The 12,645-nt window shown below is 72.2% G+C and carries 13 protein-coding genes; 4 read left to right on the forward strand and 9 right to left on the reverse strand.

From position 1 onward, the window contains the following. Window positions 1-112: 112 nt before the first annotated feature. From infB to rimP, 4 genes are all read right to left on the reverse strand, one after another. Window positions 113-3,295, reverse strand: coding sequence for a translation initiation factor IF-2 (gene infB, locus ACQHII_RS14215; protein ID WP_427919657.1), 3,183 nt, complete (start codon window positions 3,293-3,295; stop codon window positions 113-115). Between the two features lie 146 nt (window positions 3,296-3,441). Further along, the gene (locus ACQHII_RS14220; protein WP_200714795.1) at window positions 3,442-3,720 is read right to left on the reverse strand and encodes a YlxR family protein; all 279 of its coding nucleotides are present in this window, start codon (window positions 3,718-3,720) and stop codon (window positions 3,442-3,444) included. Between the two features lie 90 nt (window positions 3,721-3,810). Next, window positions 3,811-4,809: a transcription termination factor NusA gene (gene nusA / locus ACQHII_RS14225; protein ID WP_019074814.1), complete on the reverse strand. Its 999-nt coding sequence runs from the start codon at window positions 4,807-4,809 to the stop codon at window positions 3,811-3,813. A gap of 2 nt (window positions 4,810-4,811) precedes the next feature. Beyond that, the gene (rimP, locus tag ACQHII_RS14230) at window positions 4,812-5,336 is read right to left on the reverse strand and encodes a ribosome maturation factor RimP (protein WP_427919658.1); all 525 of its coding nucleotides are present in this window, start codon (window positions 5,334-5,336) and stop codon (window positions 4,812-4,814) included. A gap of 205 nt (window positions 5,337-5,541) precedes the next feature. On the opposite strand from rimP, the gene ACQHII_RS14235 reads away from it, so the two are divergent. The 3 genes from ACQHII_RS14235 to ACQHII_RS14245 are packed head-to-tail and all read left to right on the forward strand — an operon-like array spanning window position 5,542 to window position 7,471. Further along, a complete protein-coding gene (locus ACQHII_RS14235; protein ID WP_427919659.1) occupies window positions 5,542-6,066 on the forward strand; it encodes a hypothetical protein in 525 nt (174 codons plus the stop codon). Then, a complete protein-coding gene (locus ACQHII_RS14240; protein ID WP_427919660.1) occupies window positions 6,063-6,527 on the forward strand; it encodes a ferritin-like domain-containing protein in 465 nt (154 codons plus the stop codon). The genes ACQHII_RS14235 and ACQHII_RS14240 overlap by 4 nt, the downstream gene beginning before the upstream one ends. A gap of 44 nt (window positions 6,528-6,571) precedes the next feature. Then, a complete protein-coding gene (locus tag ACQHII_RS14245) occupies window positions 6,572-7,471 on the forward strand; it encodes an aminoglycoside phosphotransferase family protein (protein WP_427919661.1) in 900 nt (299 codons plus the stop codon). 53 nt (window positions 7,472-7,524) lie between these two features. On the opposite strand, the gene ACQHII_RS14250 is transcribed toward ACQHII_RS14245, so the two are convergent. From ACQHII_RS14250 to ACQHII_RS14265, 4 genes are read right to left on the reverse strand one after another with little or no spacing between them, the layout of a single operon-like run. Then, complete coding sequence (locus ACQHII_RS14250; protein WP_427919662.1) at window positions 7,525-7,731, reverse strand: ferredoxin; 207 nt, start codon at window positions 7,729-7,731, stop codon at window positions 7,525-7,527. 1 nt (window position 7,732) lies between these two features. Next, complete coding sequence (locus tag ACQHII_RS14255) at window positions 7,733-8,953, reverse strand: NADH-ubiquinone oxidoreductase-F iron-sulfur binding region domain-containing protein (protein ID WP_427919663.1); 1,221 nt, start codon at window positions 8,951-8,953, stop codon at window positions 7,733-7,735. Beyond that, window positions 8,950-9,531 (reverse strand): ferric reductase-like transmembrane domain-containing protein, encoded by a 582-nt coding sequence (locus ACQHII_RS14260; RefSeq protein ID WP_427919664.1) that lies wholly within the window; start codon window positions 9,529-9,531, stop codon window positions 8,950-8,952. Before ACQHII_RS14260 ends, ACQHII_RS14255 begins: the two co-directional genes overlap by 4 nt. Continuing rightward, window positions 9,528-10,487 (reverse strand): FAD:protein FMN transferase, encoded by a 960-nt coding sequence (locus ACQHII_RS14265; protein ID WP_427919665.1) that lies wholly within the window; start codon window positions 10,485-10,487, stop codon window positions 9,528-9,530. Before ACQHII_RS14265 ends, ACQHII_RS14260 begins: the two co-directional genes overlap by 4 nt. Window positions 10,488-10,502: 15 nt before the next feature. Between ACQHII_RS14265 and ACQHII_RS14270 the strand changes: the two genes are divergently transcribed. Beyond that, window positions 10,503-10,889, forward strand: a complete 387-nt coding sequence (locus ACQHII_RS14270; protein WP_427919666.1) for a hypothetical protein — start codon at window positions 10,503-10,505, stop codon at window positions 10,887-10,889. A gap of 39 nt (window positions 10,890-10,928) precedes the next feature. Here ACQHII_RS14270 and ACQHII_RS14275 read toward each other — a convergent pair whose 3' ends face one another. After that, complete coding sequence (locus ACQHII_RS14275) at window positions 10,929-12,644, reverse strand: proline--tRNA ligase (protein ID WP_427919667.1); 1,716 nt, start codon at window positions 12,642-12,644, stop codon at window positions 10,929-10,931. Window position 12,645: the final 1 nt, after the last annotated feature.

Consider the following 12,645-nt stretch of genomic DNA (forward strand, 5'->3'; position numbering starts at 1 on the left):
GGGGTATGGGCGCCGGTCTCGGACGCCGATACAGGAACCGTACACGCAACGGCCGGGGCCGATCGACGGAATTCTCTCCCCGCCGACCGGCCCCGATCGCGTGCTGTGACGATCAGCCGCGAGGCTTCTCGCGCATCTCGTACGTCGCGATGACGTCGTCGACCTTGATGTCGTTGAAGTTGCCGAGGTTGATACCGCCCTCGAACCCTTCGCGGATCTCGGTGACGTCGTCCTTGAAGCGACGCAGACCGGAGATGGTGAGGCTCTCCGCGATGACCTTGCCGTCGCGGACGAGGCGCGCCTTGGTGTTGCGCTTGACCTCTCCGGAGCGGACCAGGACACCGGCGATGTTGCCCAGCTTGGACGACTTGAAGACCTCGCGGATCTCCGCCGTACCGAGCTCGACCTCCTCGTACTCCGGCTTGAGCATGCCCTTCAGGGCCGCCTCGATCTCCTCGATGGCCTGGTAGATCACCGAGTAGTACCGGACGTCGACGCCCTCGCGCTCCGCCATCTGCGCCGCGCGGCCCGCTGCGCGGACGTTGAAGCCGATGACGATCGCGTCGGAGCCGGTCGCCAGGTCGATGTCCGACTCGGTGACCGCACCCACGCCGCGGTGCAGGACGCGGATGTCGACCTCGTCGCCGACGTCGAGCTGGAGCAGCGAGGACTCGAGGGCCTCCACCGAACCGGACGCGTCGCCCTTGATGATGAGGTTGAGTTCCTGCACCAGACCGGCCTTGAGGGCCTCGTCCAGGTTCTCCAGGGAGAACCGGACTCCGCGCCGGGCGAAGTTGGCGTTGCGCTCGCGCGCCGCGCGCTTCTCGGCGATCTGACGTGCCGTGCGGTCCTCGTCGACGACGAGGAAGTTGTCGCCGGCGCCCGGGACGTTGGTGAGTCCGAGGACGAGGACCGGGGTCGAGGGACCCGCCTCTTCCACGTTGTCGCCCTTGTCGTCGAGCATCGCGCGGACACGGCCGTAGGCGTCGCCGACCACCATGGTGTCGCCGACCCGCAGGGTGCCGCGCTGGACCAGGACGGTCGCGACGGCGCCGCGGCCACGGTCCAGGTGGGACTCGATCGCGATGCCCTGCGCGTCCTGCTCCGGGTTGGCCCGCAGGTCGAGCGAGGCGTCCGCGGTGAGGACCACGGCCTCCAGCAGCTGGTCGATGTTCAGACCCTGCTTGGCGGAGATGTCGACGAACATGGTGTCGCCGCCGTACTCCTCGGCCACCAGACCGAACTCGGTGAGCTGACCGCGCACCTTGGTCGGGTCGGCGCCCTCGACGTCGATCTTGTTGACCGCGACCACGATCGGCACGTCGGCCGCCTTGGCGTGGTTCAACGCCTCGATCGTCTGGGGCATCACACCGTCGTTGGCCGCCACCACGAGGATCGCGATGTCGGTCGACTTGGCACCACGGGCACGCATGGCGGTGAACGCCTCGTGACCCGGGGTGTCGATGAAGGTGATCTTGCGCTCTTCGTCGTTGACCTCGGTCGTGACCTGGTACGCGCCGATGTGCTGCGTGATACCGCCGGCCTCGCCCGCGACGACGTTCGTCTTGCGGATGGTGTCGAGGAGTCGGGTCTTGCCGTGGTCGACGTGACCCATGACGGTCACGACCGGCGGACGCGCGACGAGGAACTCCTCGCCGCCCTCGTCCTCGCCGAACTCGATGTCGAAGGACTCGAGCAGCTCGCGGTCCTCCTCCTCGGGGCTGACGATCTCGAGGACGAAGTTCATCTCGTCCGCGAGGAGCTTCAGCGTCTCGTCGGAGACGGACTGCGTGGCAGTGACCATCTCGCCGAGGTTCATCATCACGCCGACGAGCGACGCCGGGTTGGCGTTGATCTTCTCGGCGAAGTCGGTGAGCGAGGCACCGCGCGACAGACGGACGGACTGTCCGTTGCCACGAGGCAGCATCACACCGCCGACCGACGGGGCCTGCATGGCCTCGTACTCCTGGCGCCTCTGCCGCTTCGACTTGCGACCGCGACGCGCGGGACCACCGGGACGACCGAAGGCGCCCTGTGTGCCACCGCGGCCACCCGGACCACCGGGACGACCGCCGAAGCCGGGACGGCCACCGCCGCCACCCGCCGGAGCACCCGGACGGCCGGCGAAACCGCCGCCACCGCCACCGGGACCCGCGGGACGACCGGCGAAACCGCCACCGCCGCCACCGGGACGACCGGCGAAGCCGCCGCCGCCACCGGGACGACCGCCGCCGCCGGGACCGCCGGGACGACCGCCGCCGGCACCGGGACCACGGCCACCGGGGCCGCCACCGGGACGGGGGCTGCTACCCGCGGCGGGACGCTGCGGCATCATGCCGGGGTTCGGACGGTTGCCACCGGGGCCACCGCCCGGACGCGGAGCGCCGCCCTGCGGGCGGGGCATGCCGCCCGGGGTCGGACGCGCGCCACCCGGAGCACCGGGACGGGGACCGCCCGAAGCGCCCTGGGGACGGGGACCGCCCTGACCGGCACCCTGCGGACGCGGGGCGCCGCCGGGAGCACCGCCCGGGCGGTCCTGGCCGCCGGGGCGCGGGGCACCGCCGGGACGGGGCGCCGAGGGGCGCGCCATGCCGGTGGAGCCGCCGGAGGTGAACGGGTTGTTGCCCGGACGGGGACCGGCCGGACGGGCACCGGGGCGTGCGCCCTGGCCGCCGGCCGGACGCGGAGCGCCGGGACGGTCGCCGCCACGCTCGGGGCGGTCGCCACGACCCTGGCCGCCCTGGCCGGGACCGGCCGGACGGGCAGCGCCCGGACGGGGTGCCTGGCTCGCCGGACGCGGGGCGCCCGGACGGGGTGCGGAAACGCCGGTGGAGGCCGGGGCGGCGGGAGCCGCCGGGGCCGCCGGAGGCGCGGTGAACTCGGGCGCGGTGGGCGCCGGCGAGACCGGGGCGGGCCGCGGCGCGGGCCGCGGGCCCGGACGGGGGCCGCCGGTGGAGGCCGGGGCGGCGGGCGCGGCCGGAGCGGCGGCAGCCGCGGCGGGGCGCTCGGCGACGGCCGGCTTCGGGGCCGGCGGACGCGGCGCGGCGGGGCCCGGGCGGGCACCCTGCGCCGGAGAGGGGGCTCCCGGACGGGCCGGGGCAGCCTTGCGTGCGGGGGCGGGCTTGCCGCCTCCGCTGCCCTGCTGGAGGGCGTCTGTCAGCTTGCGTACAACGGGCGCCTCGATCGTCGAGGACGCCGAACGGACAAATTCACCGAGTTCTTGGAGCTTGGCCATGACGACCTTGCTCTCCACCCCGAACTCCTTGGCGAGTTCGTATACCCGGACCTTAGCCACTTCGCTCCTTTTAGGTCCGGGTGCGTCCGGACCGTCGCTACTTCATGGGCGTACTCATCGCGTGCTCATCGAGTGCTCATCGCAATCTCGACCTACTTCCAACTCGCGGAATACCGGGCCGCACGGAGGTTCCGTACGACTCGCTCTTACGGTGTTGCCTGCTCGACGGAGAGACGCAACGCCTTTGTGTCGAGCGTCCCCTGGGCACGCAGCGCCCGTGGGAACGCCCGGCGGCGTACCGCCAGGTCGAGACAGACCAGGGCGGGGTGCAGATATGCGCCCCGGCCGGGCAGCGTACCGCGATGATCGGGGACGCATTCGCCCTCGACCGCCACGATCCGCAGCAGTTCCTTCTTGGCCGCTCGCTCCCGACACCCCACACAGGTGCGTTCAGGGCATGCGCGGGCTCGCGTCCGGCCAGACACGTCTAAGTCTACCTCCCCGCACCGACCTCACCCCTTCGGGGCAAGAATCGAACGGCTGTTGTCGTGATCTAAGCCACTGGCGGCCGAGAACTATTCCCCTGGCTGGTCGGACGGCTGTTCGGTGTCCGGACGGATGTCGATCCGCCACCCCGTGAGGCGGGCCGCGAGCCGGGCATTCTGCCCTTCCTTGCCGATGGCGAGGGACAGCTGGTAGTCCGGCACGGTCACGCGCGCGGAGCGGGTCGCGAGGTCGACCACCTCGACCTTGGAGACCCGCGCCGGGGACAGCGCGTTGGCCACCATCTCGGCCGGGTCGTCCGACCAGTCGACGATGTCGATCTTCTCGCCGTGCAGCTCGCCCATCACCGCGCGCACCCGGCCGCCCATGGGGCCGATGCAGGCGCCCTTGGCGTTCAGACCGCTGCGGGTGGAGCGGACGGCGATCTTCGTGCGGTGGCCGGCCTCGCGCGCGATGGCGGCGATCTCCACCGACCCGTCGGCGACCTCCGGCACCTCCATGGCGAACAGCGCCTTCACCAGGTTGGGGTGCGTACGGGAGAGGGTCACGGACGGACCGCGCATGCCCTTCGCCACCCGGACGACGTACGACCGCAGGCGCAGCCCGTGCGGGTACTCCTCGCCCGGCACCTGCTCCTGCACCGGCAGGATGGCCTCCAGCTTGCCGATGTCGACGAGCACGTTCTTCGGGTCACGGCCCTGCTGGACCACACCGGCGACGATGTCGCCCTCACGGCCGGCGAACTCGCCGAACGTCACCTCGTCCTCGGCGTCCCGCAGCCGCTGGAGGATGACCTGCTTGGCGGTGGTGGCGGCGATCCGGCCGAAGTCGGACGGGGTGTCGTCGAACTCGCGCGGCTCCTCCCCCTCCTCCAGGTCCTCGGGGTCCTCTTTCGCCCACACCGTCACATGGCCGTTCTCACGGTCGAGCACCACGCGCGCGTGGCGGCGGCTTCCCTCGGTGCGGTGGTAGGCGATGAGGAGGGCCGACTCGATCGCTCCGACCAGCAGGTCGAAGGAGATCTCCTTCTCCCGTACCAGGCCCCGCAGGGCACTCATGTCGATGTCCACGGCTACGCCTCCTCTGCGTTCTCTGTGTTTTCTTCGTGCTCTTCGTTCTTGCTCTTACGGTTGAACTCGACCTGCACGCGGGCCTTGAGGACCTCCGCGAAGGCAAGCCGCTTGGCGGTGGGCCTACGCCCCTTCACACCGGGCACCTCCACATCGATCCCGTCGTCGTCCACGTCGAGGATCCGGGCGACCAGCTCACCGCTCTCGGCCAGCTGGAACTTCACCAGCCGGTCGGTGGCACGCACGTAGTGACGGTGCTCGGTGAGCTCGCGCTCGGCGCCGGGCGTCCCGACTTCCAGGGTGTATTCACCCGCGCCCATCGCGTCGGTCTCGTCGAGCTTCGCGGAGAGCGCGCGGCTCACATCCGCGATCTGGTCCAGATCGGCACCCGTGTCGGAATCGACGACCACGCGCAGCACCCGCTTGCGTCCGACCGAGTCCACTTCGACCTCTTCGAGATCGAGTCCCTGGGAGCTGACGAGCGGTTCCAGCAGTACTCGCAGCCTCTCGCTCTGGGTCGTGCTCATCCGGGTGACTCCTCGGCCGCGTGTGCTGTTGTGGGTAGGGCGCGTGTCTGCTCAAAGGGTATCCGGTCCCGGGGTGTGTTGCCGTCCACCTGCGGACAGACCGGTGCCGGTGACTGGCAGCCATCCGGTGCGCGGGTACCGTGATCACGGGCGCGCAGCCCTTCCCGTGTTTTCGTTCGTACGAGCCCCCCGAGGACGATTCGCCGTGCCGTTCCCCCCACCTCCGCGCACCCTCACGGGACCGCGCAGAAGGAGCCTGCTCGCCTCGGCCGCCGGAGCCGCGCTCCTGGTGGGCTGCTCCACCGACGGCGACGACACCGAGAACACCGCGGGCAGCCCCTCGGCCGCGGAACGCGCACGCGCGCGTGCGGCCGCCGACAGCGAGACCCTGGTCCAGCACTACGACTCGGTACTCGCCGCCCACCCGACGCTCGCGGAGCGGTTGGAGCCCCTGCGGGCCGAGGTCGTCCGGCACGCGACGGCCTTCGGGGGCAGCGGTTCCACGCCGTCTTCCACGGCCACTGCCGCGCCGTCGGCATCGGCGTCGGCGTCCGCCGTGCCCGCGACCGCGAGCGACGCCCTCGCCGGGCTGGCCGCCGCCGAGCGGACCCTCGCCGACCAGCGGGCGAAGGCCCTGCTCGACGTGCCGGGCGAGCTGGCCCGGCTGCTGGCCTCGGTCGCGGCGGCCGGGGCCGGGCACGCGTACCTGCTGACGGAGGATGCCAAGTGAGCGAGGAGAAGGTCGCGGAACTGACCGCACTGCAGGCGGCCCTGGCCGCCGAGCACGCGGCGGTCTACGGCTACGGAGTGGTCGGGGGCCGTATCCGCGAGGGCCGGCGCACCGAGGCCAAGGCGGCCTACGACGGACACCGGGCCCGGCGGGACGCCCTGGTCCGGGAGGTACGGGGCCTGGGCGGCAAGCCGGTCGCCGCGTCGGCCGCGTACGCGCTGCCGTTCCCGGTGCCCGACTCGGCCGCCGCCGTACGGCTCGCCGCCGAGCTGGAGGAACGGGTCGCCGGGGTCTACTCCGACCTGGTGCGGGCGTCGACCGGCGGAGTGCGCGGCATCGCCGCGGAGGCGCTGCGGGAAGCGGCGGTCCGGGCGGTGCGCTGGCGCGGCGGGAGCGTACCCTTCCCTGGTCTCGCCGAGCGGGCCGCGACCCCCACGGCCTCGGCGACACCCACGGCGTAACACCGCACCGGGCCGCAGGACCAGCTGAAGGGAACGACTCGCGCATGGCTTTCGAACCGCCGCAGCGTCTGGTGAGGGCGCTCGGTGAGACGGCACCGAGCGGTGACGACTGGTTGGAGAAGCTGCCCGAGGTGGCCCAACAGGCCGTTGATCTACGCGAGTTGACCGCGGAACGGGTGCAGGTGCCCGGTGGGCGCAGCAGCCTGGTCGTACTGGTCCGGCGGGCCGACGGGACCCCTGCGGTCCTGAAGCTGGCCCCGCGCCGGGCCCGGCCGGAGAGCGAGCGGGCCGCGCTGTCCCACTGGGGTGGGCGGGGGGCCGTTCAGCTGGTCGAGTCGGCTGCCGGTGAGGGTGTGCTTCTGCTGGAGCGGTTGCATCCGGATGTGTCGGTGCGGTCGCTGCCGGAGGCGAAGGCGTTGCTGGAGGCGGCGGGGGCGTTGCGGCGGCTGTGGGTGGAGCCGCCCGCGGATCATGTTTTCGAGACCGTGGGCGAGCGGACCGGTCGGCAGGCGGCGGCGATGCGGGCGACTGCGTCCGGCTTGGCGGAGGTTTCGGCGCTGGTGGACGCCGCGTTGGCCATGCGGGACGAGTTGGTGGCCGCGCCGCCGGAGCAGCGGTTGCTGCACGGGACGTTTCGGCAGAGCAAGGTGCTGGCCGGGGATCGGGTGCCGTGGCTGGCCGTGGGGCCGGATCCGGTGGTGGGTGAGTGTGCGTTCGATCTGGCTCGGCTGGTGCGGGACCGGGTGGAGGATCTGATCGCCACGCCTTCGGGGGCGTCTACAACTCGGCGGCGGGTCAAGCGACTTGCCGAGTCGTTGGATGTGGATCAGGAGCGGTTGCGGGGGTGGACGTTGTTCCGGGCCGTGGAGTCGGGGGTGCGGGCGCTTCGGGTGGGGCGGCCTCGGGATGCGGAGTTGTTGCTGGAATTCGCTGGGTGGCTTTAGGTCGTATTTTGGGTGCGGGTGCGTGGGGGCTGGTCGCGCAGTTCCCCGCGCCCCTAGATGGCTGGCGTGAGTTTCAAGGCCAGGGCCGGACAGTCCGCAGCTGCCTTGCGGGCCCTCTTCACCGTGCGGGCCGGGACTGGGGAGCCGTCCACCAAGGGGTAGCCCCACTCGTCCAGCGTGATGTGGTCGGGTAGCAGCTCCGCGCACAGGCCGTGGCCCTGGCACGCCGTCCAGTCGACATCGATCTGTTGGTGCTCCATGTCAGCGGGCCTCGTTCGGGATCGGGAGCAGGGGGGTGGGGTCGGTCGCCGTGCACAAGCCCCTTGCGTGGGCGTCGAGTTCGGTCGCGAACGTGGTCAGCGCGCTGCGGACCAGGCGGACCGTGCCGTCGGGGTGGTGGCAGGCGCCTCGGCCCTCGACCAGGCCGGACCAACGGGCCACGTCCTGGCGGGTGTTGGACTGCGGGCCGGGGGTGGCCAGCGTGCGGAACGCGGAGGCGATGCGCGGGAGGCCGTTGAGGCAGGGGCCGCACTGGCCGGCCGACTGGAGGGCCAAGTAGCGCAGGACGCGGGCGGTTTCGGCCACTCCGCAGCGGGTGGTGGGGAGGGCTGCCAGGACGCCCGCCCCCAAGTCCCCGGCGTCCAGCGTGCGTTGGGCTGCCTGGGTGGCCGACATCCACGTGCCGTGGTAGCCGCCGACGAGGACCGCCGACATGCCCTGGAGCGGGAGCAGGCGGTCCAGCGGGAGGCCGAACGGGGCCTCCACGACCCGGACTTCGCGGCCCGGCACATGCAGGGTGCACAGCGTGCTGCCGGGCTGGGCGGGGGTGCCCGCGCTGCGGAACCAGTCGGCGCCGTAGCGGGCGACCAGGGCGAGGTGGGCCAGGGTCTCGACGTTCTGGACGAGTGTGGGGGCCTTGCGCACCCCGCGTTCGCGGACCGGCGGGTGCTGGTGGCGGGGCAGCGGGGCGTTCCCGGAGACGTACTGCGCGAGGGCCGAGGCCTGGCCGGAGAGGAAGCGTTTGGGGAGGCGGATCACCTTCACGTTCAGCGGGTCGTTTCGCTGGGACAGGGCCGACTCCAGGTAGGACGCGCCGTCCTCCACCGCCAGGTGGGCCTCCCCGGCGCCGACCGCCCTGGCCGCCAACTGAAGCCCGTCCAGGACCAGATGGGGTGACAGGCGCAGCAGGGTCTTGTCCTTGCGGCTGGCCGGTTCGCCCTCCGCGCCGTTCGCCACGACCACGGGAGCGCGGCCCGTACGGCGGCTCGCGTCGGCGACCGCGACCAGCTTGCGGTAGGTCGGGAACGCGGCGCCTCCGCGTCCGGTGAGGCCGGATTCGGCGACCGTTCTCAGGACGGCGTCCGGATCGCCGTACGACAGTGGGCCGTAGCGCTGTTCGTGGGTGGCGAGGTCGGCCGCCGTGCCGCCGGGGGCGAGGAGGCGGGGGGACATGTAGACGTCGGTGAAGGTCGTGGTGGTCATGAGCGGGCTCCTTCGGCTGTGCGGAGCAGGGCCGCCGGGGTGCGGCGGGCGGCTCGGGCGGAGTGGGCCGTACGGATGGCGAAGGCGGCGACCACCGCGGCCACGCAGGAGACGGTCAGCCAGGTCATCCAGTCGGTGCCGGTGTCCGTGCCGATGCCGATGCCGTGGATCAGGGCGACGGGCCAGGAGGCGTAGGCCAGCCAGTGGACCGCTCGCCAGGTGCGGTGGCCGATGCGTTCGCGGAGGAGGCTGGTGATCAGGACCGCGAGGAGGAGGTCGAGGGCTACCGTGCCGAGGCCCAGCCAGAGCGGCTGGTAGTCGGAGACGAAGGGGATCACCGCGTCGAGGACGGTGATGTTCACGTAGCCGTCGATCACCGCCACCGCGATGTGCAGGGCCAGGAAGGCGGTCGCGGAGAGGGAGAGGCTGCGGTGGAGGGTGACCGTGCCGAAGCGGGGCAGGCCGGGGAGCCGGGTGCGCAGGCGGACCGCGATGCCGAGCAGGACGACGACCGTGAACAGGACCAGGCAGACGGCTCCGGTGGCGCGGTTGGCGTACCAGAGGGTTTCGGAGCTCATGCGGCGGCCGCCAGAGAGGTGGGCCAGCCCGGAGTCGTGACGACCGTGCCGTCCTGGGCGACCAGGCGGGCCGGCAGGCCGAGGCGCGTCAGCCAGCGTTCGGCGCCCGCGCCCTTCACCATGGCCGCCGTGCTCGCCGCGTTGGCGTCGGCGCTCGTCGCCGCGGCGACCGAGACCGTGCACCAGGGGCTGCGGACGGGGAGGCCGGTGCGCGGGTCGACGATGTGGTGCAGTTCGTGGCCGCCGCGGCGCCAGTTGCGGGCGGCGGTGCCCGAGGTGGCGAGGCCGCCGGAGCGCAGGCCGATCGTGGCGTACGTGCCGTCCGTGGGCGTCTCGTCGACGGAACCGGTGACGTCCTGGACGCGGATGTTCCAGCCGCCGGCCGGGGGCTCCCCCGCGACGGCAGTGTCGCCGCCGAGGCTCACCAGGACTCCGCAGCCCGCCACTTCGGCGAGCATCGCGGCGGCCTTGTCGGCGGCCCAGGCCTTCGCCGTGGCGCCGAGGTCGAGGCGGACGCCGGCCGGGACGGTGACCGTGCCCGTCGTACGGTCGAGGTCGATCAGGCGCCAGCCCGGGGCGCGCTTGACGGTGAGCCGGACCGGGCGGTCGTCCTCGCGGACGAGGGTGAAGTCGCGGTCGTAGCCGATGGCGTTCATCGCCGAGCCGACGGTCGGGTCGACCGCGCCGTCCGTCGCCTCGGCGGCGCGCAGGGCGACCGCGAGGGCTTCGGCGAGGAGCGGGCTGACGGTGACCGGGCGGCCGAACGAGGCGTCCAGGGCGGCCAGTTCGGAGTCGGGGCGGAAGCGGCTGCAGGCCGCGTCGACCTCGGCGAGGTGCCGGGCGAGGAGCAGGTTGCAGGAGTCCAGGAGGGCCGGGTCGGTGACGACCAGCCGCACTGTGGTCCCCAGGGCGCGCCAGTCCGCGGCGGCCGTCCTGCGCAGGGTCGTTGTGGTCATCACGACGCTCCCGACGTGGAGTCGGTGGAGCCGCCGGAGGACGACGTCACGCCGGACGACGACTGGAGGTCCGACGAGGAGGATGAAGACGATGAGGACGAGCTGTCCGACGTGGACGAGCTGGAGGAGGAGGCGGACGGCGAGGGCGACGACGAACTGGTCGTCGTGCCGGTGTTGCTCGCCGTCGTGTCCGCTTCCGTGTCCGACTGCAATGTGCCGACCAGGGCGAACACCCCGGCGGCCGCCGCCAGCGTGACCGCTGCCGTGGCCGCCGCGATGCGCCGCTTGCCTCTGCGGACCGCCGCAGCGGCCCCACGCTCCTTGACTGTCATGACCGTTCCCCTCCGCAGTGACGCTCTGTCACGTACTACGGTCGGGGACCAGCCTGAGAGAAGTCTGTGAGGCGGCCATACGCCTCCGCAGAACTCCCTGAGAGATCTCTTACAGGGCGGGCTGCGCGGTCAGACGGGCGATCGCCTCGTCGACGGTCAGTTCCTCGCGCTCGCCGGTCCGGCGGTCCTTGAGCTCCAGGACGCCCTCGGCGGAGCGGCGGCCCGCGACGAGGATCTTCGGTACGCCGATCAGCTCGGAGTCGGTGAACTTCACGCCCGGGGAGACCCCGGCGCGGTCGTCGACCAGGACGCGCAGGCCGGCCGCGCGCAGCTTCTCCGAGACGTCCAGGGCGAGTTCGGTCTGGAGGGCCTTGCCGGCGGCGACCACGTGCACGTCGGCCGGGGCGACCTCGGCGGGCCAGCACAGGCCCTTGTCGTCGGCGGTCTGCTCGGCGAGGGCGGCGACCGCGCGGGAGACACCGATGCCGTAGGAGCCCATGGTCACGCGGACCGGCTTGCCGTGCTGGCCGAGGACGTCGAGCTTGAGGGCGTCGGCGTACTTGCGGCCGAGCTGGAAGATGTGGCCGATCTCGATGGCGCGGTCGAGCTTGAGGCCGGTGCCGCACTTGGGGCAGGGGTCGCCCTCCTGCACGACCACGACGTCGACGTACTCGCCGACCTCGAAGTCACGGCCCGCGACGACGTTCTTCGCGTGCGTGCCCTCCTTGTTGGCGCCCGTGATCCAGCTCGTGCCGGGGGCCACGCGCGGGTCGGCGATGTACGTGACCTTGTCGCCGAGGCCCTGCGGGCCGACGTAGCCGCGCACCAGGTCGGGGCGGCCGGTGAAGTCCTCCGCCGTCACCAACTCCACGGCGGCGGGGGCGAAATGGGCCTCGACCTTGTCCAGGTCGACCTCGCGGTCACCGGGCACTCCTACGGCCACGATCTCGCCGTCGACCTTCACGAGAAGGTTCTTGAGGGTCGCGGAGGCCTCGACGCCGAGGTGGGCGGCGAGGGTCTCGATGGTGGGGGTGTCGGGGGTGGGGATCTCTTCGAGCGCGGGCACGCCGGTGGCGTCCACGGACGTCAACTCGTACGTGATCGCCTCGGTGTTGGCGGCGAAGTCGCAGTTCGGGCAGTCGGCGAAGGTGTCCTCGCCGGCCTCGGCCGGGGCGAGGAACTCCTCCGACTTGGAGCCGCCCATCGCGCCCGCGGTGGCGGCGCAGATGCGGTAGTCGAGGCCCAGGCGCGCGAAGACCTTCTGGTACGCCTGGCGGTGCAGGGCGTAGGAGTGGGCCAGGCCCTCGTCCTCGGTGTCGAAGGAGTACGAGTCCTTCATCAGGAACTCGCGGCCACGGAGGATGCCGGCCCGGGGGCGGGCCTCGTCACGGTACTTGTGCTGGATCTGGTAGAGGATGACCGGCAGGTCCTTGTAGGAGGACGCCTGGTCCTTCACGATCAGCGTGAAGATCTCCTCGTGGGTCGGGCCGAGGAGGTAGTCGCCGCCCTTGCGGTCCTGGAGACGGAACAGCTCGGGGCCGTACTCGTCCCAGCGACCGGTCGCCTCGTACGGCTCGCGGGGCAGGATCGCGGGGAGCAGCACCTCCTGGGCGCCGATCGCGTCCATCTCCTCACGCACGATCCGCTCGACGTTGGACAGCACCTTCTTGCCCAGCGGCAGCCAGGACCAGATGCCGGCGGCGGTACGCCGGACGTAACCGGCCCGCACGAGCAGCTTGTGACTGAGGACCTCGGCGTCCGCCGGGTCGTCGCGCAGCGTCTTCGCCATCAACTGGGACATGCGCTGGACCGGTGCGTTCGCCATG

The sequence above is a fragment of the Streptomyces sp. cg40 genome (genome assembly GCF_050320165.1).
Lineage (GTDB): Bacteria > Actinomycetota > Actinomycetes > Streptomycetales > Streptomycetaceae > Streptomyces > Streptomyces hokutonensis.

What these genes read in the sequence shown, in the direction of transcription:
- rimP (WP_427919658.1), bottom strand. Translation starts at nt 5,336, where the DNA reads ATGAGCACGACCCAGAGCGAGAGGCTGCGAGTACTGCTGGAACCGCTC.
- ACQHII_RS14245 (WP_427919661.1), top strand. Translation starts at nt 6,572, where the DNA reads ATGGCTTTCGAACCGCCGCAGCGTCTGGTGAGGGCGCTCGGTGAGACG.
- ACQHII_RS14250 (WP_427919662.1), bottom strand. Translation starts at nt 7,731, where the DNA reads ATGGAGCACCAACAGATCGATGTCGACTGGACGGCGTGCCAGGGCCAC.
- ACQHII_RS14255 (WP_427919663.1), bottom strand. Translation starts at nt 8,953, where the DNA reads ATGACCACCACGACCTTCACCGACGTCTACATGTCCCCCCGCCTCCTC.
- ACQHII_RS14260 (WP_427919664.1), bottom strand. Translation starts at nt 9,531, where the DNA reads ATGAGCTCCGAAACCCTCTGGTACGCCAACCGCGCCACCGGAGCCGTC.
- ACQHII_RS14265 (WP_427919665.1), bottom strand. Translation starts at nt 10,487, where the DNA reads ATGACCACAACGACCCTGCGCAGGACGGCCGCCGCGGACTGGCGCGCC.
- ACQHII_RS14275 (WP_427919667.1), bottom strand. Translation starts at nt 12,644, where the DNA reads ATGGCGAACGCACCGGTCCAGCGCATGTCCCAGTTGATGGCGAAGACG.